Consider the following 22251-nt stretch of genomic DNA (forward strand, 5'->3'; position numbering starts at 1 on the left):
GAGGAATGCAGACTCCCAGCAAAACCAGCCAGCTAGGACGGCCCCGGACACCGAGGCTCTCGCGGAAGGCGATCGGCCGCGCGGCGCTTGAGATGTTCGAAGAGGAAGAGAGCCTCTCCATCCCGCGGCTCGCGGAACGCCTGGGCGTCCGGCAGTCATCTTTCTACAAGCACGTCACGGGTCGCCAAGAGATCATCGAACTGGCCCGTGGCGCGCTCGTAGACAGAGCTCCGATGCCCGAGTTGCCGTCCGGCAGCCTCGACGACGTCATCCGCGAGATCTTCGACTCCCTCCGCAAGGCGTACAGCATGGTGCCGGCACTCCTTCCCCTCCTGCTCACGCAGCCGGTGTCACACCCGGCAGCCTTGGAGCGGTACGACCAGTTTGTCGAAGCGTTCGAGATCGCGGGGGCGCCACGGCACCTCATCATTCCCGCGTTGGAAGCCCTCGACAGCGCAGCGATCGGCGCGAGCCTCGACGCAATGACGATGGAATCCGCATGGAGCATCAACCAAGAGGAGGAAGGCACTTATCCCCATCTGTTCGCGGCAAAGAAAGCCGTGGCAGAGCACCCTGTAGACCGCTTCGCATTCCTGGCCGATGTCCTCTCGGCAGGATTGAAGGCAGCCATCGACGACGACTGATCCTCACCGGGCCGGCGTCGGAAACCCGAACACAACAAGGAGTTACATCTTGACCACGCCCGAGCCCATCGATCTCGTCATCTTCTCGTCCAGCATCCTCCACGGTGAGGCGCTCACAGAGACCGCCGGTTTCGTCGCCATCTCAGAGGGCCGCATTGCGCACGTCGGCCGCGCCGAGGCTGCCAATGAATGGACCGCACGAGCCAAACAGGTGATCGACGTCGCCGACGCAACTGTCTGCCCCGGCCTGATCGACGCCCACATCCACCCCATCCATGGAGCGGAAATCGCCCGTGGCCTTGACCTGGGCGGGATCACCGAGCTCGACGCCGTCCGCGCCGCCCTTGCGCGGCACGCCGCTTCCACGCCGCACGCCGTCGGCTCCGATTGGTTGTTCGCTTGGGGCCTCGACCCTGCCATCTTCGGGGATGCGGTCTTCGACAACTCCCTCTTCGACGGCATCCTCGACGACGAACTCGTGTTCATCACCCTGTTCGACGGCCATGCCTCGCTTGTCTCCGACGCCGCCCTCAAGCTCGCCGGCGTCACCGGAACGGAAGAACTGCCCAGCACCGGCTACGTCGGCCTCGACCAGCACGGCAGGCCCAACGGCATGCTCTACGAAATGGCCGCCCAGGAGCTCGTTCGCCGCGTCCTTCCCCAGCCCTCCTTCGAGCAGCGCGTCGACGAGCTCGGGAAGCTCCTGCGTTCCATGGCCGAATCCGGGCTGGTAGCAGGCCAGATGCTTGACTTCGGCGCCCCGGACACACTTGAAGTGCTGGAGGCCCTGGAGCGCAAAGGCGAGCTCGCCATCCGGCTGCGGATCTCGCCGTGGGTCATGCCGGGCGCCACCGAGGATGACCTGGAGGCCATGCTGGCGATGCAGGGCAGGCACGGCAGGCGCTGGCACGTTCACGGCATCAAGCTCATGATGGATGGAACCATCGACAACGGCACGGCGTGGCTCTTTGAACCCGACACCCACGGAGAATCACTCCACCCGCTCTGGCACGATCCGGAGGCCCTTGCCGCAGCCATGAAGTTCTTCCACGAACACGGCATCCCCACCACCACGCATGCCATCGGCGACAAAGCGGTGTCCTTCGTCGCGCGGACTATCGGCGCCCTTCCCAAGAACGGCACGGTCCACCGGATCGAGCACATCGAGTCCATCCCGGATTCGGTCTTGGCGGAAATCATCAGCGCGGGTGCCGCAACGAGCTTGCAGCCGACGCATTGCGCCCTCTACAGCCGCGCCGACCACACCGACAACTGGTCCCGCAGGCTTGGCAGCGAACGGGCCAACCAGGCGTGGCGGACCCGCGATCTCCGCGACGCCGGAGCAATCGTCGCCCTCGGATCGGACTGGCCTATCGCTCCTTTCGACCCGCGGGCGATCATCGCCTCAGCCCAGACGCGCCGACCGGCCGGCCGGCCCGACGTCGAGCCAGTCCAGCCCCAGCAGGCGCTGTCAGCGCGTGCCACGCTCGAAGGTTACACGAGCCAATACTGGAGGTCCGTCGGTGAGGAAGGCGGAATCGTAGAGAGCGGAGCCCGCGCCGATCTGACGGTGGTCCTGCACAATCCCCTGACCACAGCGCCGGACGAATTCGCGCAGACGCCGGTGATCCTGACGGTTGTTGACGGAGAAATCGTTGTTGACAACCGTCGGGCCTTCGCGAAGGGAATCGCCGACCTTAGTGAGGAATCGTTCCAGCCTGCTTAGGCGAGGGCCTCTTCGAGTGCCTCGATGAACTTTTCGGAATCGGGCTCGACGGCGGACGGGAAGCGGGCGAGCACCTCGCCTTCGCGGCTCACGAGGAACTTTTCGAAGTTCCACTTCACCTTCTGCGGTTTGGAACCGTCGGCCGTCCGGGTCAGCTCGGCATACAGGGGGTGCTGCTCCTTGCCCCGGACTTTTGACTTGCTCGCAAGCGGGAACGAGACTCCGAAATTGCGCTGGCAGAACTCGGCGATCTCGGCGTCGGAACCCCGTTCCTGGCCGCCGAACTGGTTGCACGGCACACCCAGAATCTCGAACCCACGGTCGCGGTATTTGCCGTAGAGCTCCTCAAGTCCCGAGTACTGGCGCGTGAAACCACACTTCGAAGCCACGTTGACTACCAGTACGGCTTTGCCCTCGAAACGCCCAAAGTCGGCTTGGGAGCCGTCGTTGAACGTCAAGGGGATGCTGTAGAGCGGGGACATTGAATCGCTTCCTTACGACGTGGAACCTTGGCAAACTGCCGCATTCGAGTCTACGCGTGGCAGGGCGGCTGGACGGGCTCCAGGAAAGCGATGACTTCTACGGCTAAGGGGCCGTAGGGGTCGTTTTGGTAGTTGCAGTAGCCGACGGCTTGGGGCTGGCGGGCGCTGACGTCGTGGGCTTGGTGGGTGCCGGCGTCGTGGGCGCCGGCGGCGTGGGCTTGGTGGGTGCCGGCGTCGTGGGCGCCGGCGGGGGTGACTGGGCGTGCGTCACGGTCGGTACCGGCGCGGGGAGGCTCGGCGTCGGCGCCACCGTGGGCGGTACCGTCACCGAGGGCGGTACCGTCACCGAGGGCGGTGCGGTCACGGTGGGCGGGACTGTCGCCGTGGGCGCGTGGGTCACGGTAGGAGCCTGAGTCACGGTAGGGCTCGGCGTCTTGCTTGGAGTGGGGGCGGCAGTTGGCGAAGGCGTCGCGGTCGGGGTGCCAGTCCGCGGCGCACTCGGGGTGGCAGTCGGCGTCGCGGTCGGGCTCGGCGTCCCCGTTCGGGTGCCAGCCGGGCTCGCCGTCGGACTACTAGTGGGTGACGCCGTCGGCGTTTGCGTGCCTGTAGCAGACGGGCTCGGGGGCGCAACCTTCGCTTCCTGCACCCCGCCGGTCACCGCCTCTCTCGAGGGCACGGCTCCCGGGTCAGTCGGCACGGCCCCGGGGATGGACCAGACAGACCCCGCCGAGGTCGCGGTGGCGGAACCTGGCTGGTAGCTGACCATCGCGATATCGCCGAGGGGATCCACCTGCTTGGTTGGCAGGAACGTCCAGTTCATAGGGTTGGTGTAAACGCCCTTGAGGATCGTCTCGAAGTGCAAGTGGCAACCGGTCGAGGAACCCGTGGTTCCCACTCTGGCAATGACCTCGCCTACCCGGACCGATTGCCCCTTGGTCACTGCAATTCCCTGCAGGTGGTTGTACGTGGTGACAAGGCCGTTGCCGTGATCAATTTCCACGCGGTTGCCGCCACCCCACGGGTGCCAACCCACGGCCCGGACAACGCCGGAGTCGGCTGCGTAGACGAGCGTGCCGCAAGCCGCGGCGAAGTCCTGGCCCCAGTGGAACTCCCCCGGTAACCCGGTGAAAGGATCGATCCTCAACCCGAAGGGAGAGCTCGGAAGCAGCGTTTCCAGCGGCGCGTAGAGTTTGCCGGCAGGGGGCCGGTCGAGGGAACTCGACGAGACGTTCAAAGTGCCGACGCCGTTCTTGTCGAGGGTTTGGACCGGGGAACGTTCAAAAGACACCGTGGCTTTGTCACCTGCCTGGACTGGGGCCGATGTCGCGCTTTGAGGCACGGCCTCCTGCGCGCTGGACGCGGCACCATCCGTGGGCAGCATGCCGGGTTCGACTTGGCCCGTGGCCAAGGATCCGCCCCTTGCCGGTCCGCCCAAACCCGGGCCCTGGAAACCAAAAGCGAGGATCACCACGACAGCGAGGAAGCAGGCCGAAAGGACCCGGCCAAATTTTCTTGTGAGCACCAGATCGACAATCCGGTCAGACTCATGATGCTTTCCCACAGCGGCTCCTGAGACAGGCGCTCATCCCCAGTACGGGCGCGCTTGTCCCATTGTGGCCGCTATGAAATTGAATGGGAACACTCGACTTCATACTTGGCCGGTCCGCGAAACACTCGCCGGACCGCAGCGGGCTACTCGCCGAGGTTCTCTTTCAGCAGCGCGCGGTGCTCGACGGCGGCATCCGAATGCAGCGCGCGGCCGGCGTCGGTCAGCTCGAGGTACAGCGAGCGGCGGTCATCCGTGCAGGTTACGCGGGAGACGAGTCCGGCTTTCTCCAAGCGGTCGACAACCTTGGAGACGGCGCTCTGGGTCATGGGAGTCCGCTCCCCGAGTGCCTTCATGCGGCAGGCAGAGTCGACGCTTTCGGCAACGAGATCGAGGATTTCGAATTCGTTCAGGCCGATGTCGAAGTTGGCTTCGAGGGCGCGGTCGATGGCGGCCGCGGTGCGGAAGTACGAGTTCTGGATGCTGCGCCATTGCTCAACCAGCTGGCGATCCTGCGTTGTTGCCATGGCCCAATTCTAGTCGAAAACCCAGATAAAGTCCACGTCATAAGATTCCGGGTCATATTCCTTGTCATTGAATGACGTGTCATATAGATTGATTTTCATGACTTCACCAAGCACCCTCACTAGATCTGCCGAGCAGCTCCATACAGCCGTCCGCTGGACCCGGGCCCAGTGGCTGCTGCTAATGGTGGTGTGCACAGTCCTGGCCCTCGACGGCCTGGACGTTTCCATGGTGGGCGTAGCCCTTCCCTCCATCGGCCACGAGCTCCACCTCGGAACCGATTCCCTGCAGTGGATCGTTTCCGCCTACGTCCTGGGTTACGGGAGCCTGTTGCTCCTGGGCGGGCGGCTCGCCGACCTGCTGGGCCGGCGTCGGATCTTCCTGATCGCCTTGACCGTGTTCGCCGCGGCATCGCTCCTCGGCGGCCTCGTGAATGATCCGACCCTCTTGATCGCCACGCGCTTCGTCAAAGGCCTGGCCGCGGCATTCACTGCCCCTACCGGTTTCTCCATCATCACTACCAATTTCGCTGAAGGCCGCGAGCGCAACAAGGCTCTGTCCATCTTCACCACTTTCGGCGCGAGCGGCTTTTCGCTCGGGCTGGTTGTTGGCGGGCTCATGACCAGCTTGAGCTGGCGCTGGACCTTCCTGGTGTCGGTGCCGATCGCAGTCGCCGTCGTGCTTCTTGGCATGTTGTTCATTCCCCGGGACAAGCCGTCCACGGAAGAGAGCGGCCATGATGTCTGGGGCGCAGTCACGCTCGCGCTCGGCATGCTTGGCCTCGTGTACACCTTGGTTTCAGCTCCGGAGAAGGGCTGGGGATCTGTGGCAACAATCGCCGGATTCGCCATCTCTGCTGCCGTGCTGGCAACCTTCGCCGTCATCGAAAACCGCGTCAAGCACCCGCTCATCCGCTTCGGCATCCTTCGTGAAGGCTGGGTGGCGCGCGCCAACCTGAGTGCGGTTGGACTGTTCGGTTCCTATCTGAGCTTCCAGTTCATCCTCACCATGTACTTGCAGTCGGTGCTCGGCTGGTCTCCCCTGGGCATGGCACTTGCCTTGCTTCCCACCGGGCTCCTGGTGGCAACGAGCGCACCCTTCGCGGATAGGTTCATCGAGAAATTCGGCGCCCCGAAGCTCATCCTCACCGGCCTGACCGCCATGGGACTGGGCTACGTCCTGTTCCTCCGCGTCGGAACCTCACCCAACTACGCCCTGGACATCCTGCCCTCGGTGATCCTGCTGGGCATCGGGTTCGCCTTGGCCTTCCCGTCCATCAACGTCCAAGCCACCGCTGGAATCCGGGATTCGGAGCAGGGGCTGGCCGCCGGACTCATCCAGACCAGCACGCAGGTTGGTGCAGCCCTTGTCCTTGCCGTGACGACGGCCCTGGTGAGCGGGCATGACACCGGCGCAGGCACCGGCAGCACGCTCAGCGCCGCGGCCATGCTCGATCAGTACCGGCCCGGCCTGGTCTTGAGCGCTGCCGTGGCAATCGCGGCGCTGCTGGTGGCAGCGTCCCCGGCACGCCGCCGTCGGGCACTTGCCGAGCAACCCGCGGCCTAAGCGGACTCGCGTAAAAGGTGCCGGCCCGCTGTTTCCACAGCTGGCCGGCACCTTTTGCATTAACAAGTCGGCCCCTTGCGCCAACAGAATGCTGCGCAACAATGGACCATGGTCAACTTCCTGAAGAAGTGGCAAGCGGAGCTGCGGATGACTTTTACGGGTCACCCGCAGTCCACGCCTGACTGGGTGCTGCGGCTTGCGGAGGGAAACGACCCCGGATACCACCTTCCCGGCTCGGCCGTCTGGGCTATCCACGGTTCCATGTCCACGATCATCGCGGGAATCCGGGTGCTGCTCATGCAGTCCCTGCATCCCGGCGCTTTGGCGGGCGTGTACGACCATTCAGGCTTCAAGAGGGATCCCCTCGGCCGGCTGGCAAATACCATCCGCTGGATATTCACCGTGAGCTACGGCTCCATGGACGCAGCCCACACGGCAACCCATTTCGTGCGACGGGTCCATGATTCCGTCAAGGGCAGCTACGTTGACGCGCACGGACAGACCCGCGAGTATTCAGCCAACGACCCCGAGCTTCTTCGCTGGGTCCACGTTGCCTACGCGGATTCCTTCGTGGCCGCTCACCGGATCTGGGGAGGTGCGGTCCCCGGCGGCGCCGACGCCTACATCCGCGAGTGGGCCCAGGCCGGCCGCCTGATGGGAGTCGAGGACCCTCCCCTGAGCCTCGCGGAAGTGACGGCGGAAATGGACCGCTGGTACGCCTCAGGACATCTCCGCGCCGACGAGCGGCTCAGGGAAACCATCGACTTCATCCGATATCCCCCGTTGAAAGCGTCGCTGCAACCCGGTTACCGGATTTTGTTCGCCGCGGCCGTGGCCAGCCTGGAGCCCCGGTACCGGGAACTGTTGGGGCTGGAAAAGGCCCGTTTTGGCCCCATCCCGCTGCCGTCGATTCTTGCCGCGCGGGTGGTCCTCGCCGTCGTTCGCCTCACTTTGGGACGCAGCGGCCCCAGCGAGCACGCCGCCCGTCAGCGGTTGCGGCGCTTGGGGTACGAGGCTTAGACGCAAAGAAGCCCGGCGGAGCGGCTGGTGGCCGTCCCGCCGGGCTTCTCTGAGGAATCGCTAGATCAGCGCGTCCGACAGGTGGTTCGGCGTGCCGAAGCGGTGCGCCGTGATGCTGATGGCCTGCTCGTGCAGGAACGGCAGCATCTCGATCCGTCCAGCCGGGGTCACCGTGCCGTGGTAGATCGCGACGTCGGGACGACCGCCGGTGGCGGCGCTCAGCGCGCTGCTGTCCCCGCCGATCAGGCGGATGCGGCCACCGTTGATGCCTGCCGCGGAAGCCAGCCATTCGGCGTCGTTCTGGATGCGCGTGCTCACCCCGAGTCCCGCGAACGCTGCGATAACGGCTTCGGGAAGCTCGACGGCGGAAGACACCGTGAGTGCCGAACCCGCCACTGCCCCGGCTGCTACGACGCGAAGCAAGTCCACGAGCTTCCCGCCCTCGGACAAGCGGATGGTCACGGGGAAGGCCCGGTACCGGAATACGTTGCGCTCGGCACTCAGGCCGGAGACGTCCTTGCGGGTGCCGAATTCCGTGGCCGATGCCGCGGCGTCGCTGAAGAGCGCCTTCTGCAGGGCCTCCGCGTCGCTGGCCTCAACAAGCGGGCCTGCGGCCTTGGCCGCGGCCAGGATCGAAGCCGCCGCACCCTTGAGCGTTGCACCGCGCTTCGCGGCGGGCTCGGCAGGGAGCCAGCTGCCAAGTCCGACCAGGTAGTTGGGTCCGCCGGCCTTGGTGCCTGCGCCCACGGCCGACTTCTTCCAGCCGCCGAACGGCTGCCGCTGGACGATGGCGCCCGTGATGCCGCGGTTCACGTAGAGGTTGCCGGCCTGGATGGTGTCCAGCCAGACGCCCATTTCATCGGAATCGAGCGAGTGCAGTCCGGCGGTGAGGCCGTATTCGATCTCATTCTGGATGGCGATGGCTTCTTCCAAGGTGGACGCGGTCATCACGCCGAGGACCGGGCCGAAGAATTCGGTCAGGTGGAAGTAGGATCCGGGCTTGACGCCGAACCGGATGCCCGGGGACCACAGTCGGCCGCTCTCATCGAGTTTCTCCGGCTTCACGGCCCAGGTCTCGCCGTCGCCGAGGGTTGTCAGGGCGTTGAGGAGCTTGCCGTTGGCCGGCTCGATGATCGGGCCCATCTGGGTGGTTGCCTGTTCCGGGTAGCCCACCTTGAGCGAGCGGGCTGCATCCACGAGTTGGTTGTGGAAGCGCTCGGAGGTGGCAACGGAACCTACCAGGATCACGAGCGAAGCGGCGGAGCACTTCTGTCCGGCGTGCCCGAAAGCCGAGTACACGACGTCCTTGGCGGCAAGATCGAGGTCCGCGTGCGGAGTGACGATGATGGCGTTCTTGCCCGAGGTCTCCGCGAGCAGCGGGAGGTCCTGCCGGAAGGAGCGGAAGAGCTCTGCGGTCTCGTAACCGCCGGTGAGGATCACTCGGTCAACGCTGGGGTGCGAGACCAGCTGGGTGCCCAGCTCGCGTTCTTCGAGCTGCACGAGCGCCAGCACTTCGCGCGGCACGCCGGCCTCCCACAGCGCGTCCACCATGACGGAACCGGAGCGGCGGGCCTGCTTAGCCGGCTTGATCACGACGGCGGATCCCGCCGCGAGCGCCGCCAGCGTGGAGCCCGCGGGAATCGCCACCGGGAAGTTCCACGGCGGGGTCACGACGGTGAGGTTGGCTGGGACGAACGTTGCGCCGTCGACCGTTTCCAGGTCCTTGGCGCGCTCGGCGTAGTAGTGCGCGAAGTCGATTGCTTCGCTGACTTCGGGGTCGCCCTGTTCGATCGTCTTGCCGGTCTCGGAGGCCATGACCTCGAGGAGTTCGGCGCGGCGGGATTCCAGGATGTCGCCTGCGCGGTGCAGGATGGCTGCGCGCTCGGCAGCCGGCATGGCACCCCAAGCTTTGCCGTGTTCGACGGCGGTGGCAATAATGCGGTCCAGTTCCTGGGCGTCCCTGACCTTGCTGGCTTCAACGATCGCGTTGCCGGCGGTGGAGCCCGTAATGCGCTCCAGGATGGCGCGGCCCCAGGCCCGGTTGGCGGGCAGGGCAGGATCGGTGTCCGGCGTGTTGGCGAAACCATCGTTGGGCGCCGACACGGCGGGCTCATTGCGGTCCTGCGTGCGGTTGGGGGCCGGAACGGCGTCGTCCAGCTCCGCGAGCGAGGCGAGGAAGCGCTGCTTCTCCCGTTCGAACAGGGTTCTGCTTTCTGGGGAGTTCCCCCCGAGCTCGAACACGGCGGACATGAAGTTATCCTGGCTGGCGCCTTCTTCGAGGCGGCGGATCAGGTACGCGATGGCGACGTCGAACTCGCCCGGGTGCACCACCGGCGTGTACAACAGGAGGCTGCCGACGTCCTTGCGGACGGCAGTGGCCTGGCCCGTGGCCATGCCGAGGAGCATCTCGAACTCAATGCCCTTGGTGACCCCGCGCTCCTTGGCCAGCAGCCACGCGAACGCAACGTCGAAGAGGTTGTGGCCAGCGACGCCGATCCGGACCGCGTCGATGTGTCCTGGGGTGAGTGCGTAGTTGAGGACGCGCTTGTAGTTGGTGTCCGAATCCTGCTTGGTGCCCCACGTTGCGAGCGGCCAGCCCTGGATGGACGCCTGGACTTGTTCCATGGGCAGGTTGGCGCCCTTGACGACGCGCACCTTGATGGGGGCGCCGCCGTTTGCCCGGCGTGCCGCAGCCCATTCCTGCAGTTCCTGCATGGCCGAGAGCGCGTCCGGGAGGTAGGCCTGAAGCACTATGCCGGCCTCGAGGTTCTTGAATTCGGGCTTGTCCAGGATCCGGGTGAACACGGCCATGGTCAGGCTGAGGTCCTTGTATTCCTCCATGTCCAGGTTGATGAACTTGGGCTTGGGGAACGATGCAGCCAGCTTGTAGAGCGGCGTGAGCTTCTCCACCACGTGGTCCACTGCTTCATCGAAGGCCCACAGCGAGTGCGGGGCCACCGTGGAGGACTCCTTGATGGAGACGTAGTCGACGTCGTCACGCGCCAGGAGCTTGAGGGTTCCCTCAAGCCTGCGGCTGGCTTCGCGTTCGCCCAGGACGGCCTCTCCCAGCAGGTTCACGTTCAGGTGGACGCCGTTCTGCTTAATCTTGGCGATGGCCGGGCCCAGTTTGGCGTCCGTGGCGTCCACAATCAGGTGGCCCACCATGTCGCGCAAGACCTTGCGGGCGATCGGGATGACTACCTGCGGAAGAACCGGAGCCATGACACCGCCGGTACGCACGGCGGCACGCATGTACCAGGGCAGGAAGGCCGGGACCTTCGGGGCAAGCTTCGCCAAGTTGCGGCCGGCGACGGTCAGATCCTCGGGGCGGATGACGCCGTCGACGAATCCCACCGTGAAGTCGAGGCCATTCGGGTCTTTGAGGACGCCGGCGAGGCGCTGGGCGGAAACGTCAACGGGCACCTTCGAAGCTTCGGTGAGCCAGTGTCGAACCAGTTGGATGGCTTCGTGGGCCAACTCCTGGAGGTGTCCGGATTCCGGGGCGGACTGCGTCCTGGCGTCGATGCTCGAATCCCGGGTTGGTGTGCTCATGCGCTTCGTTCCTTTTGGTGCAGAGAGGGCTTTGTTTCCATCAGTATGGATCTACAATCAGATTAGGAAAAGCGATCTTTTCTGAAGAATATTCATTAGATTTCTCGACCCTTCTGGAGAGCCGAATGCTGGATGTCCGTAGGCTGCGCCTGCTTCACGAATTGAAGATCCGCGGAACGCTCGCAGAGGTGGCCGACGCGATGAAGTACAGCCCGTCGTCGGTGTCCCAACAGCTGACCTTGCTGGAGAAGGAAGCCGGCGTGAAACTGCTGCGAAAATCGGGCCGGCGCGTGCAGCTGACGCCGCAGGCCGAGATCCTTGTGGAGCACGCGGCGTCCTTGCTGGCCACCCTCGAGCGGGCAGAGACGGATCTCGCGGCGTCCCTCTCCACAGTGACGGGAACAGTGCGGCTGGCCGTGTTCCAAACCGCTGCACTGGCCCTCATGCCGGACTTCCTCACCATCATGAAGGGCGAGTATCCCGAAGTGCGCGTAGAGATGATCCAACGCGAACCGGAGACTGCCCTCCATGAAACCTGGGCCCGCGACTTCGACATCGTGGTGGCCGAGCAATACCCCGGACACGCGGCACCGCACCACCCCGGCTTGGACCGGGCCACCCTGACCAGCGACGCCATCAGGCTGGCCACTCCCCCGATTGGCCTTGGCGGGGAATCGATCTCCTCACTCGCGGATACGGCTGCGCTGCCATGGGTCATGGAACCTCATGGCGCGGCGTCCCGGCACTGGGCGGAACAAGCATGCCGCTCCGCCGGCTTCGAGCCCGATGTCCGCTACGAAACCGCCGACCTCCAAGCTCAAATCCGGCTCATCGAGTCCGGCAATGCCGTGGCCCTCATGCCGGACCTCGTCTGGACGGGACGGACCACGCCGGTCCAACTGCTTGACCTGCCGGGACTCCCGAAGCGGACAGTCTTCACCTCAACGCGCACCGCTGGCCGGATTCACCCCGCAATCCTGGCGTGCCGGGAAGTGCTGGAACGGGTGGCCGCGGAACGGATGTAGGGCCGGGGTTGATTGGCTGGTGCCCTCGGATTCTGCACGATCATTCCGCTCGCAGGGACAATTCGAATAAAGCCGGAACGCAAAAAGGCCCCGGTCCAAAAGACCGGGGCCAAACGCGGAGAATGGGGGATTTGAACCCCCGAGGGCGTTAACCCAACACGCGTTCCAGGCGTGCGCCATAGGCCGCTAGGCGAATTCTCCATGCTTCTGAATCAAAAGCAGACTCCACTGTACCCGAGAATTTCAGCATCGCCCAATCGGGACTTTCATGGTGCCGAGCCGCCCCGCCCTGCGCTTAAACGTAAAAATGGACGCCCCCAATGCGTCCATTCCTCCGGCACTCCGTTGAGCTGCTGGGTCCAGCCCCTGAAACCAGGCCCTGCAGCTCACAATCTTGAGATTGCCCCAATCGGTGTACATACCCATAGTCCGCTGCGTTCAGCGGTTTGGCAATGGAGATTAGAAACCATCCTTTGACCTGTTTTTGGGCGGCCGCTGGGAGGATGGTGCCATGAGCCAGCTACACGCCCTCGTCGTCTACGTCCCGGCGTCTCACAGCGAGACCTTGTTGGCCGCGATCGGCAATGCCGGGGCGGGCAGAATCGGCGACTATTCACATTGCTCCTTCACCACTCCCGGCACAGGACGTTTCACTCCACTGCCAGGGGCACAGCCGTTCGTCGGAGCCGTGGGGCAAGGCGAGACCGTACCGGAAATCCGGGTCGAGTGCGTCGTTGAAGCGGACATGCTCGACGCCGTAGTGCAGGCCCTGCGCTCAGCCCACCCTTATGAGGAGCCTGCATTCATGACGTGGCCAGTGAACGGTTGGCGCTAACCACTGGACATGCCCTCCCCTGCTCGCGAGCACTGGACATAATCCCAATATGTCCAGTCCTTGGCTCACACAAGGGGCATGTCCCTTGGAACCACCGAGCATCAAGGGGACATGTCCATTTTTTGGCTCTCACAACGCACATGTCCGCAAATTCGGAGGGCTCGAAAACTTCGGGTAAGCTTGTCGACGGCCCCTCATGTGGCGTCATCCTGTTGAACTCCCCCAGGACCGGAAGGTAGCAAGGGTAGATGGGCTCTGGCGGGTGCATGAGGGGTCTCTTATTTAAATGTCAGTCCCTATAGGTAGGTTTCCCCTGTGACTGTTACTACTGCTCTTTACCGCAGATATCGCCCCGATTCTTTCGCGGACGTTATCGGGCAGGAACACGTCACCGAGCCGCTCATGACGGCCCTGCGCAAAAACCGGGTCAACCACGCCTACCTCTTCTCCGGCCCGCGCGGCTGCGGAAAAACCACCTCCGCCCGCATCCTCGCCCGCTGCCTCAATTGCGCCGAAGGCCCCACAGACACTCCTTGCGGCAAATGCAACAGCTGCGTTGAGCTGGCCCGAGGCGGCTCCGGCTCGCTCGACGTCATCGAGATCGACGCCGCCAGCCACGGTGGCGTGGACGACGCCAGAGATCTTCGCGAACGCGCCACCTTCGCCCCGGTCCGGGACCGCTACAAGATCTTCATCATTGACGAAGCCCACATGGTCACCTCTGCCGGGTTCAATGCGCTGCTGAAGATCGTCGAAGAGCCGCCGGAACACATCAAATTCATCTTCGCCACCACGGAGCCGGACAAGGTCATCGGCACCATCCGCTCACGCACGCACCACTACCCCTTCCGGCTGGTGCCGCCCGAGCCCCTGATGCAGTACCTCGAGCTTCTCTGCCAACAGGAGAACGTGCCCGTCGCTCCCGGCGTGCTCTCCCTCGTCATCCGGGCCGGCGGCGGGTCGGTGCGCGATTCCCTCTCCGTACTTGACCAGCTCATGGCCGGCGCCGGACCCAACGGCCTGGACTATGAACTCGCTGTCGCGCTGCTTGGATACACCCACGCTTCACTGCTCGACGACGTCGTCGAGGCAATCGCCGCGTCCGATTCCGCCACCGTCTTCCGAGCCGTGGACCGTGTCATCCAAACCGGACACGATCCCCGACGCTTCGTCGAGGACCTGCTGGAGCGGTTCCGCGACCTCATTATTGTCCAAGCCATGCCGGAAAGCGCCCAAGCTATCCTTCGCGGCATGCCGGCGGACCAGATCGCCCGCATGCGGAGCCAGGCCAACAACCTCGGTGCCGCCGAGCTCTCCCGTGCCGCCGATGTCACTAACACCGCACTAACTGAGATGACCGGCGCCACCTCGCCCCGGCTGCATCTCGAACTGCTCTGCGCCCGCATCCTGCTGCCCAGTTCCGAGCAGACCGAACGTGGCATCGCCGCCCGGATCGACCGCGTCGAACGCCGCCTCAACTACGGCGGGGCACTTCCTCCCGCGGAAGCCCAAACGCCACCGGTAGCTGCCGCGGCTCCTTCGATTGTCGCCGCGCCGACCGCCCGCCCGGCGGATCAAGCAGTGGAGCGCCCGACGGCGGCCGCCAGTCCCGCTCCCGCCTCACCAGCGCCCGGCTCACCAGCGCCCGTGCCACCGGCGCCCTTGCCAGCCGAGGTCGCTGAGGCTCCCGCGCCCGGCCGTTCGCCTGCCTCCGGCGAACCGTCCAGGGAACAACTGACACCGCCACGGGTCTCCACTACTGACTGGCCCGTGGATGAATCCAGGCAACAGGCCAGCCGTCCGGCTCCCGAACAAGCTGCCCAAGCTCCTGGTCAGCTTCCTGCTCAAGCTCCCGCGGCGCGCCCCGTTGCCCAGGCGCCATCCGCTCAACCAGCGGCAGATCAGGACCGGACCCAGTCCTCGGCCGCACCAGCTCAAACGGCCGCGCCACGCCAAACGCCCGAGCCTGCCCGGGCCCAGGCGTCAGCCCCCGCACAAGCTCCAGCGCCCGCACAGCCCTCCCGGCCCGCCGCCGGGGGCGCCGATGTCGAGGTGATCCGGCGGGCTTGGCCCGAGATCCTCCAGACGCTGACCAAGATCAAGCGCAGCAGTTGGGCTCTGGTCGGAGCGAACGCACAGGTTGCGCAGTTCGACGGCCAACTTCTGACTCTGGCATTCAGCACTGACGGCCTTGCGAGCGCTTTCAGCCGAGCAGACCATGCCGAGAACCTTCGCCAGGCAATCCACAAGACGATCGGCATCGACTGCCAGATCACTTCGGTAGTCGGCGGCAACAGCTCAGGTAGCTCTGAACCAAACCCAAAAGCACCGGCTGACCCGACGCCCGCTGTAGGGGGTGGCGCCTCTCCCGTTGTGTCATCCGCCGTGGACAGCGCATGGGGACTTGCCCCTGCGGCACAAAGCCCTGCCGCCCCGGAAGCAGAAAAGGCCGTCGCGGCACCAGCCCCCGAGGCCGCTCCGACCCAAACCGTTTCCCCTGCGCAGGCTTCCGCTTCGGCAGTTGCCCCGACGTCGTCCGCCGCAGCAGCTGCGTCGTCCCCAACGGCACCGACAGACCCGGCCGCGGACTACTCGTACTCGGACGATGATTGGGGTCCCCCGAGCGACGAAGACGCTCTCCCGCTTGACGAAGAACCGCCCATGGATTGGGAGCCGGCAGCTCCTCCGGGCTTCGCCGCCGTGCCCACGGCCGGCCCCGCCGCCCGATCGTCGGCCAGCACGGCAGCCCCGGTAGCCGCACCATCGCCAGCCGCTTCGCCCCGCGCTGATTCGGCGCAGAACAGCTCCGTCCCCGCCACCTCTGCCCCCAAGAGCAAGCGCTCCACCCAAGCATCTTCGGAGAAGAAGTCCAAGGTCCCGGAAGATCCATGGTCCAGAGCTGTCGAGCACGCGCCGGGATCGTGGGTGGTCGGCACCGAGTCCAACGATGGCTCCGCGGCTTCGGGCATCTCTGCCGGTTCTGACGGTCAGGCCAATTCATCCGCCCCGGCGACACCCAGTCCTGTCTATGAACCTGCGGCCGCGCAGATTCCAAACCGGCCGCAGGCTTCAGTGCCGGCACCGGCCACCGCGCCGGCGCCCGAACCCGCGCCTTCGGTCGTAGCACTCGCACAAGCCGCTCCCACTCCGCCTGCCCCCGCGCCTTCGCCTGCGCCTGCCCAAGGATCAACCCCCGCAACAGTGCCGGTGCCTTCGGGAACCGGGAAGCAGAGCCTCTACCAACGGCTTTCGAACAGCCCGGAAGCCATGGCCGGCCGTGAGAAAGCACCGGCACGGGCTACCGTCGCGCCTGGCAGCGTGGTGGAGGACATTCCGAGTGCCGACGATGAAACCATCGAGGAGTCGGGAGTCTTTGGACGCGCAGCCGTCGAGCGTATTCTGGGCGGAAAGCTACTGGAAGAACGGTCGCTGGACAGCATGCGCCGCTAACAACGAGACGCCGTCCCAACACCCTGCGTGGGCCCGCAAGGTGTTCGGCGGGGAACCTCAAGGAACCCTGTCTAAGAGCCCGCCGGCGCCCCAGAAAGGTGCCACCAAACCGCGACGCCCGCCGAACAGCGACGGCGTCCACACCAAACGAACGAGGACATTGTGTACGAAGGCGCAGTACAAGAGCTGATCGACGAGCTCGGCCGGCTCCCCGGCGTCGGGCCGAAGTCAGCGCAGCGCCTGGCCTTCCACATCCTTGAGGCCGATCCCGAGGACATGAAGCGGCTGGTCGCGGCCATCACCACAGTCAAGGAACGCGTGAAGTTCTGCACGGTCTGCGGCAATGTCACCGAGCAGGAGCTGTGCAACATCTGCCGCGATCCGCGCCGCGACCCCTCCGTGATCTGCGTGGTCGAAGAATCCAAGGATGTCCTGGCGGTGGAACGCACACGGTCCTTCCGCGGCCGGTACCACGTCCTCGGCGGCGCCATCAATCCGATCGCCGGAATCGGACCCGAGCAACTCCGTATCCGCGAGCTTCTGACCCGGCTCAACGACGGCGCCATCCAGGAAATCATCATCGCGACCGACCCCAACCTTGAAGGCGAAGCGACGGCCACCTACCTGGCCCGCATGTTGAAGTCGATCGGCATTACCGTCACCAGGCTTGCCTCCGGCCTCCCGGTGGGCGGAGACCTGGAGTACGCGGACGAAGTTACCCTGGGAAGGGCCTTCGAGGGTCGCCGCAACGCCCTCATGTAGGCACCCCGCTTCCCGGAACGCCCCCGACGCCGCTACGGACCCTTAGGCGACCCGCCCGGCTTACGCGATCCGCGTCCCGCTGGCCAACCGGCCTGCGGGCGTCCGCAGCGAACGCCAGCCGAGCCACATGAGCAGCCCCGTCAGGACCAGTTGCAGGCCGAGTCCCAGTGGCCACAAGGGCGTCGTCTGCTTGAGGTACTGCGGCTGCGGCACGCCGTTTGCGCATAGGTAGGAGTGGTCCGGCCCGGCGAGCGCGGACCTGGCACCCTGGCTGATGCCTTCGATCATGCCGACCGAGTAGAACACCGATCCGCTCCGGTCCGGATACGGAATGGCGTCGGCCACCACCACGTAGGGGTTCAACGCGAGCATCCACGCCACGCGTTCGGTCCGGGCGGCCGGGTGCTCAACCAAGGGACCCTCGCAGGTGTAGGCCGGTTGCGCCGGTTCAAGCGGTTGTCCCTGCTGATTCGGCTGCACGGGCGCATACAAGACGCCACGGCCAACGGGAGAGTTGGCCAATACCGCGCCCTGCGCCAGTTGCGTTCCCAGTCCGAAGGAAATCAACGATCCGACCACCAGTGCGGCGACTACCAAGTAGGTCACCACGATCGAGAACAAGGGCCGCCCCGCGAGCGCGGAAATCCCCACTCCGATCCCGCAGACAACGGCCAGTTCCACCGCCAGCATCAGCAAGGAAACCACGACGTGCCCCGGGGTCAGCCCGCCTTGGAACATTCCGAAGACAAGGAACGGGGCACTCGTTGCGAGGAAGGCGAGTGCCGCGAGCCATCCCGCGCAGACCTTGCCCCAGAGAATCTGGCCCGGAGTCAGCAAAGTGATCTGCAGGATGGCAAGTGTGCCTCCGGCCCGGTCTCCGTTGATGGCATTGGCGGACAGCGCGGGCGCCACGAGCAGGGCAAACAGGAGCACGAAAGCCAGGACGACCTCGAAGATCATGGACCCGGCCCCATCCTGCTGCGCCAGTGCCGACGGCGGCATTGTGGAACGCCGCGTTTCCATGCTGGCGTTCCATGCGAGCCAGGTCAGCCACGTCACCACCGCGATCACAAAGAACCAGATGCCCAACATGATGTACCAGCCGCGGGAACGCAACCGCTGTTTCATCTCAAGGACCACGACGTCGCGGATCCCGCCAAGATAGCCGACGACGGCGTTCCCGCCGCCCGTAGCTCCCCGCGGCCCCGCAGGGCCCGGCACGGTGTCATTCACGTTGCTCATTGCCTCTCCGTATCCAGGTTCATGTACGTCTCTTCGAGGGCACCGGCTGCCGGGGCGAAGGAAACCACGCCGATGCCGGACCGGACGAGTTCGGCCAAGAGGGCGGCAGCGCCGTCGTCGTGCGTCAGCAGCAAGGTGACCGACGGGCGGCGGCCCGCCTCCACGCGGTGTTCCAGCCCCAGTTCGCTGAGCTTTGCTATGAGGGCCGCGTTGTCGAGGGCTGTGATGGCGTAGCGTCGGCCCTGCAGGGCGGCCTCCTCGAGGGTCTGCTGTTTCACGGTGCGGCCCTGGCTGACGAACACCGCTCCGTCCGCGATTTCATCGAGTTCACTGAGCACGTGGGAGGAAACCACCACGGCTTTCCCTTCCCCGGCCAGGCGGCGCAGCAGGTTTCGGAGCTCCACGCGGGATCCCGGGTCGAGGCCGGACGCCGGCTCGTCGAGCAGAAGCACGGAGGGGTCGTGGATGAGGGCCCTGGCCAGGCTGAGCCGTTGTTGCTGGCCTCTGGAGAGGACCCGGGCCGGCTGGTCGGCAAGGGTGTCCAGCCGGACAAGTTCGAGCAACCCGGCAACACGCTGGGCGATACCGGACTTGGGCAGACGGTAGAAGCGCGCCATCTGGACCAGGATTTCGCGTGCGGTCAAGGACTCCCACACCCCCAAAGTGTCCGGCATCCAGCCGATCCGAAGCCGCGCGGCGGCGCTGTCGTGCAGGGGATCCAGGCCGTTGATCCGGATGGTCCCGGAGTCGGGCCGCAGAAGCGAGGCAAGCATGAGAAGGAGCGTCGTTTTGCCTGCGCCGTTGGGACCGATGAGCGCCGTGACCTTCCCTGGCGCGGCATGGAAATCGATGTGCTCGACGGCGTGGACCGTACCGAAGCGGCGTGAGACGCCTTCCGCGGATACTCCGAGGGCGCCGCTCACCGGGACGCTTGAACTTTCAGCTATGGACATCCTCTACTCACCTGTTTCCCCCAAACAGAACAAGTACGCTTCAATTCCCGTGAGCCCACATGCCCCCAGGCTGCGTATTTCTTGATCGTACGCCAACCCGAAACTGCCCGGCACGCACCCAAGGGCCGAGATTTGGTCACAATTCCCCCGCCCGCCGCGCCCGGCGATAAACTGGCCACATAAGCCACGTAGCCGTGCCGCTATCTGGCCACGCAACGTATGATCCCCAATTGAGCAGTGAGGGTGCGCGCATGAGTTTGCCCACTACCGATGTGAAAACCGAAGACCTGACCGCGCAGACTGCCAAGACCAAGCAGCTGATCGTGCAGAAGTTCGGCGGCTCCTCGGTGTCCGATGCGGAAGGCATTAAGCGTGTTGCCCGCCGCGTGGTTGACGCACAAAAGGCCGGCAACGAGGTTGTCGTGGTGGTTTCCGCCATGGGAGACACCACGGACGAACTCCTGGATCTCGCCGCCCAAGTCACCGATTCTGCTCCCGCTCGTGAGATGGACATGCTCCTCTCCGCAGGCGAGCGCATCTCCATGGCCCTGCTCGCCATGGCCATCAACAAATTCGGCGCCTCAGCGCAGTCGTTCACCGGCTCCCAGGCCGGCATGATCACGGACGGGATACACGGCAAGGCCCGCATCATCGACGTCGACCCCCACCGCATCCGTACCGCATTGGACAAAGGGCACGTCGCCATCGTGGCCGGCTTCCAAGGCATGACCCGGAGCACAAGGGAGATCACTACCCTTGGCCGCGGCGGATCCGATACCACCGCGGTGGCCCTCGCCGCCGCGCTCGAAGCGGACGTCTGCGAAATCTACACGGACGTCGACGGCATCTACACGGCCGACCCCCGCGTGGTCTCCACCGCAACGAAGATCGACCGTATCTCGAGCGAGGAAATGCTGGAACTGGCAGCTTCCGGCGCCAAGATCCTGCACTTGCGTTGCGTGGAATACGCCCGCCGATTCGGTGTGCCCCTGCACGTCCGGTCCTCATTCAGCCAGAACGAAGGCACTTGGGTCCTGCCCAGCGCCGACGACAAGATCACGATTCAAGAGGGAGTTGCCTTGGAGCAGCCAATCATCTCCGGTGTTGCACACGACCGTTCAGAAGCCAAGGTCACTGTGGTCGGCGTCCCGGACATCCCGGGCAAGGCCGCCGCAATTTTCCAGGTCATCGCCAAGGCGCACTCGAACATCGACATGATCGTCCAGAACGTGTCCACGCACGGTACCGGCCGCACGGACATCTCATTCACCCTGCCCATCGTGGAAGGCGCCGATGCCCTCACTGCCCTCCGTGCGGCGCAGCCTGAAATCGGCTTCGAAAGCATCGAATACAACGAGAACGTCGGCAAGCTTTCGCTGATCGGTGCCGGGATGCGTTCGCACCCGGGCGTCTCCGCCACCTTCTTCAAGGCACTCTCCGACGCCGGGATCAACATCAACATGATTTCCACCTCGGAGATCCGCATCTCTGTCGTCACGCACGCCGATCTGCTTGATGATGCCGTTCGCGCCATCCATAAGGCGTTCGATCTCGACGGCGACGCCGAGGCAACCGTCTATGGCGGCACCGGCCGCTAGCCGGGCACCCGCCCGGGCCGCTAGCCAGGCACCCGCCGTCGGGAACTGAAGTACTTAAACGTGAAAGAACCGGAGCTTTAGCTCCGGTTCTTTTGCTTCCTGCGGCTTTGGAGCCGCAAGCGGTTGTGTAACTTCACAACCGCCTAGGCGCTTTCCTTGCGGATTCCGTAGTGGTGGCCCTGGTCGTCTGTTTCGACGACGAAATGCCCCAGGTCTTCTTCCGACGCCGTCTCGAAGTCGTCATGCTTGTGGACTACGGGCGCATCAATGTCGCCCCGGGTTGCCGGGCCGAACCAGAAGCGCAGACGATCGGTTACCCTCATGAAACTATCGAGTGCATGTCCCACAATTCCCACCTCCTTCCCCGCTGCGAGGTCCAGCCGTGCGGTTGGAGCTGAGTGGTTCAAGTGAGGCCAATTTTACGCCCGGAACCCGCAAAAGGCCCGGGTCGGCGTCGATCGGTGAGAGCTGGGAGCCCTTATCGAAGGGATTTGTCGTCCGGGTTCTTGGGGACCACGTAGGTGCTGCCATCCGGACGGCGGACGGTCTCCCACTGCTGCGCTTCGGCCTGGCGCCGCGCGAGGAGGCGCTTGTTCTCCTCGGTCATTTCATGATCCAGGGAACTGCTGTGCGCCGGACCGAAAATGATCCGCAGCTTGCCGGTTGCACGCATGAATCTCTGGGTCATCGTCTCTTTGGCCACCTGGTCTACCCTCTCTCAAAAGGATGTTGTGGTTAAAGAGTACACTAACAATTAGTGCACTAACTATCGACCGGTACGGATCGGTCGCCGACACGGAACGGAGCAAACCTTGGCTGCCGCAAGCACACCCATTGCCCCTGAAACCACCGCCCCGCCGGAAGACGATCTGTTGCTGGAGCGTCAATTGTGCTTCGCCCTGACCGTGGCGTCGCGGAGCGTGGTGGGCGTCTACAAACCGGTGCTTGAAAAGATGGGGCTGACCCATCCGCAGTACCTCGTGATGCTCGCCCTTTGGGAACGCAGCCCGCGCACGCTCAAGGAAATCAGTGAGGCACTCCTGCACGAGCCAGCCACTCTTTCACCGATCCTGCGCCGGCTCGAAGAAGCAGGATTCGTGACCCGGAACCGCATCCACGGAAACGAACGGGCCCTCGCCATCACCTTGACCGAAGCCGGCGCCGCCCTCAGGCAACAGGCGACGGCTGTGCCTGGAACCATCATGGAGCGGCTCCAACTCACGCGCGCCGAAGTAGCGGAACTGCACCGGGCGATGACCGGCCTCATCGCGGCCACGCAACACCCTGCTGCCGCTACGGGCGATAAACTGGCATAAATCAAGGAG

At 64.9% G+C, this 22251-nt stretch carries 19 protein-coding genes, 1 tRNA gene, 1 other RNA gene and 1 pseudogene; 13 read left to right on the top strand and 9 right to left on the bottom strand.

What is annotated here, in order from left to right; all coding sequences use genetic code 11:
* Positions 1-5: 5 nt before the first annotated feature.
* A complete protein-coding gene (locus AB4074_RS07450; RefSeq protein WP_441412807.1) occupies positions 6-644 on the top strand; it encodes a TetR/AcrR family transcriptional regulator in 639 nt (212 codons plus the stop codon).
* A 49-nt stretch (positions 645-693) separates the two neighbouring features.
* Entirely contained in the window at positions 694-2370 is a 1677-nt protein-coding gene (locus AB4074_RS07455; protein WP_441412808.1) for an amidohydrolase, read from the top strand.
* Here AB4074_RS07455 and AB4074_RS07460 read toward each other — a convergent pair.
* The gene (locus AB4074_RS07460; RefSeq protein WP_441412809.1) at positions 2367-2852 is read right to left on the bottom strand and encodes a glutathione peroxidase; all 486 of its coding nucleotides are present in this window, start codon (positions 2850-2852) and stop codon (positions 2367-2369) included. The two genes, AB4074_RS07455 and AB4074_RS07460, sit on opposite strands and share 4 nt — an antisense overlap.
* 125 nt (positions 2853-2977) lie before the next feature.
* Here AB4074_RS07460 and AB4074_RS07465 point away from each other — a divergent pair, with 125 nt between their 5' ends.
* Positions 2978-3265: a hypothetical protein gene (locus AB4074_RS07465; RefSeq protein ID WP_441412901.1), complete on the top strand. Its 288-nt coding sequence runs from the start codon at positions 2978-2980 to the stop codon at positions 3263-3265.
* A gap of 66 nt (positions 3266-3331) precedes the next feature.
* Entirely contained in the window at positions 3332-3610 is a 279-nt protein-coding gene (locus AB4074_RS07470; RefSeq protein ID WP_441412902.1) for a hypothetical protein, read from the top strand.
* A gap of 122 nt (positions 3611-3732) precedes the next feature.
* Here AB4074_RS07470 and AB4074_RS07475 read toward each other — a convergent pair.
* Both AB4074_RS07475 and AB4074_RS07480 read right to left on the bottom strand, forming a co-directional pair.
* Positions 3733-4233: pseudogene (locus AB4074_RS07475) on the bottom strand (M23 family metallopeptidase); the annotation flags it as partial.
* A 311-nt stretch (positions 4234-4544) separates the two neighbouring features.
* Positions 4545-4925 carry a MarR family winged helix-turn-helix transcriptional regulator gene (locus AB4074_RS07480; protein ID WP_441412810.1) on the bottom strand — a complete coding sequence of 127 codons (381 nt, stop codon included), beginning with the start codon at positions 4923-4925 and terminating at the stop codon, positions 4545-4547.
* 97 nt (positions 4926-5022) lie between these two features.
* Here AB4074_RS07480 and AB4074_RS07485 point away from each other — a divergent pair, with 97 nt between their 5' ends.
* Positions 5023-6489 carry an MFS transporter gene (locus AB4074_RS07485; protein WP_441412811.1) on the top strand — a complete coding sequence of 489 codons (1467 nt, stop codon included), beginning with the start codon at positions 5023-5025 and terminating at the stop codon, positions 6487-6489.
* 108 nt (positions 6490-6597) lie between these two features.
* A complete protein-coding gene (locus AB4074_RS07490) occupies positions 6598-7509 on the top strand; it encodes an oxygenase MpaB family protein (RefSeq protein ID WP_441412812.1) in 912 nt (303 codons plus the stop codon).
* Positions 7510-7569: 60 nt separating this feature from the next.
* Here AB4074_RS07490 and AB4074_RS07495 read toward each other — a convergent pair whose 3' ends face one another.
* Positions 7570-11061, bottom strand: coding sequence for a proline dehydrogenase family protein (locus tag AB4074_RS07495; RefSeq protein ID WP_441412813.1), 3492 nt, complete (start codon positions 11059-11061; stop codon positions 7570-7572).
* A 125-nt stretch (positions 11062-11186) separates the two neighbouring features.
* On the opposite strand from AB4074_RS07495, the gene AB4074_RS07500 reads away from it, so the two are divergent.
* Positions 11187-12086 (top strand): LysR substrate-binding domain-containing protein, encoded by a 900-nt coding sequence (locus AB4074_RS07500; protein WP_441412814.1) that lies wholly within the window; start codon positions 11187-11189, stop codon positions 12084-12086.
* A 116-nt stretch (positions 12087-12202) separates the two neighbouring features.
* Here the strand turns inward: AB4074_RS07500 and AB4074_RS07505 are convergent.
* A tRNA-Ser gene (locus AB4074_RS07505) sits at positions 12203-12287 on the bottom strand.
* A gap of 310 nt (positions 12288-12597) precedes the next feature.
* Between AB4074_RS07505 and AB4074_RS07510 the strand changes: the two genes are divergently transcribed.
* From AB4074_RS07510 to recR, 4 genes are all read left to right on the top strand, one after another.
* Positions 12598-12921: a hypothetical protein gene (locus AB4074_RS07510; RefSeq protein WP_441412815.1), complete on the top strand. Its 324-nt coding sequence runs from the start codon at positions 12598-12600 to the stop codon at positions 12919-12921.
* A gap of 185 nt (positions 12922-13106) precedes the next feature.
* Positions 13107-13203, top strand: an RNA gene (ffs, locus tag AB4074_RS07515) — signal recognition particle sRNA small type.
* A 33-nt stretch (positions 13204-13236) separates the two neighbouring features.
* On the top strand, positions 13237-16371 hold the full coding sequence (locus AB4074_RS07520) for a DNA polymerase III subunit gamma and tau (protein WP_441412816.1): 3135 nt from the start codon (positions 13237-13239) through the stop codon (positions 16369-16371).
* Between the two features lie 162 nt (positions 16372-16533).
* Positions 16534-17133 (top strand): recombination mediator RecR, encoded by a 600-nt coding sequence (gene recR, locus AB4074_RS07525; RefSeq protein ID WP_028265726.1) that lies wholly within the window; start codon positions 16534-16536, stop codon positions 17131-17133.
* Between the two features lie 60 nt (positions 17134-17193).
* Here recR and AB4074_RS07530 read toward each other — a convergent pair whose 3' ends face one another.
* Both AB4074_RS07530 and AB4074_RS07535 read right to left on the bottom strand, forming a co-directional pair.
* Positions 17194-18375 carry an ABC transporter permease gene (locus AB4074_RS07530; protein ID WP_441412817.1) on the bottom strand — a complete coding sequence of 394 codons (1182 nt, stop codon included), beginning with the start codon at positions 18373-18375 and terminating at the stop codon, positions 17194-17196.
* The gene (locus AB4074_RS07535) at positions 18372-19328 is read right to left on the bottom strand and encodes an ABC transporter ATP-binding protein (RefSeq protein WP_441412818.1); all 957 of its coding nucleotides are present in this window, start codon (positions 19326-19328) and stop codon (positions 18372-18374) included. Before AB4074_RS07535 ends, AB4074_RS07530 begins: the two co-directional genes overlap by 4 nt.
* A gap of 251 nt (positions 19329-19579) precedes the next feature.
* On the opposite strand from AB4074_RS07535, the gene AB4074_RS07540 reads away from it, so the two are divergent.
* Positions 19580-20926 (top strand): aspartate kinase, encoded by a 1347-nt coding sequence (locus AB4074_RS07540; RefSeq protein WP_441412819.1) that lies wholly within the window; start codon positions 19580-19582, stop codon positions 20924-20926.
* 143 nt (positions 20927-21069) lie between these two features.
* On the opposite strand, the gene AB4074_RS07545 is transcribed toward AB4074_RS07540, so the two are convergent.
* Complete coding sequence (locus AB4074_RS07545; RefSeq protein WP_441412820.1) at positions 21070-21249, bottom strand: hypothetical protein; 180 nt, start codon at positions 21247-21249, stop codon at positions 21070-21072.
* Between the two features lie 155 nt (positions 21250-21404).
* Entirely contained in the window at positions 21405-21614 is a 210-nt protein-coding gene (locus tag AB4074_RS07550; RefSeq protein WP_441412821.1) for a hypothetical protein, read from the bottom strand.
* A gap of 124 nt (positions 21615-21738) precedes the next feature.
* On the opposite strand from AB4074_RS07550, the gene AB4074_RS07555 reads away from it, so the two are divergent.
* On the top strand, positions 21739-22242 hold the full coding sequence (locus AB4074_RS07555; RefSeq protein ID WP_441412822.1) for a MarR family winged helix-turn-helix transcriptional regulator: 504 nt from the start codon (positions 21739-21741) through the stop codon (positions 22240-22242).
* Positions 22243-22251 lie beyond the last annotated feature (9 nt).

Origin of the sequence: Arthrobacter sp. 2MCAF14 (assembly GCF_052115645.1) — a bacterium.
Classification (GTDB): Bacteria; Actinomycetota; Actinomycetes; order Actinomycetales; family Micrococcaceae; genus Arthrobacter.

Coding starts and splice junctions, on each gene's coding strand:
- AB4074_RS07495 (WP_441412813.1), bottom strand. CDS start 11,061: ATGAGCACACCAACCCGGGATTCGAGCATCGACGCCAGGACGCAGTCC.
- AB4074_RS07450 (WP_441412807.1), top strand. CDS start 6: ATGCAGACTCCCAGCAAAACCAGCCAGCTAGGACGGCCCCGGACACCG.
- AB4074_RS07545 (WP_441412820.1), bottom strand. CDS start 21,249: ATGAGGGTAACCGATCGTCTGCGCTTCTGGTTCGGCCCGGCAACCCGG.
- AB4074_RS07500 (WP_441412814.1), top strand. CDS start 11,187: ATGCTGGATGTCCGTAGGCTGCGCCTGCTTCACGAATTGAAGATCCGC.
- AB4074_RS07480 (WP_441412810.1), bottom strand. CDS start 4,925: ATGGCAACAACGCAGGATCGCCAGCTGGTTGAGCAATGGCGCAGCATC.
- AB4074_RS07535 (WP_441412818.1), bottom strand. CDS start 19,328: ATGTCCATAGCTGAAAGTTCAAGCGTCCCGGTGAGCGGCGCCCTCGGA.
- AB4074_RS07460 (WP_441412809.1), bottom strand. CDS start 2,852: ATGTCCCCGCTCTACAGCATCCCCTTGACGTTCAACGACGGCTCCCAA.
- AB4074_RS07540 (WP_441412819.1), top strand. CDS start 19,580: ATGAGTTTGCCCACTACCGATGTGAAAACCGAAGACCTGACCGCGCAG.
- AB4074_RS07490 (WP_441412812.1), top strand. CDS start 6,598: ATGGTCAACTTCCTGAAGAAGTGGCAAGCGGAGCTGCGGATGACTTTT.
- AB4074_RS07550 (WP_441412821.1), bottom strand. CDS start 21,614: ATGACCCAGAGATTCATGCGTGCAACCGGCAAGCTGCGGATCATTTTC.
- AB4074_RS07485 (WP_441412811.1), top strand. CDS start 5,023: ATGACTTCACCAAGCACCCTCACTAGATCTGCCGAGCAGCTCCATACA.
- AB4074_RS07510 (WP_441412815.1), top strand. CDS start 12,598: ATGAGCCAGCTACACGCCCTCGTCGTCTACGTCCCGGCGTCTCACAGC.
- AB4074_RS07530 (WP_441412817.1), bottom strand. CDS start 18,375: ATGAGCAACGTGAATGACACCGTGCCGGGCCCTGCGGGGCCGCGGGGA.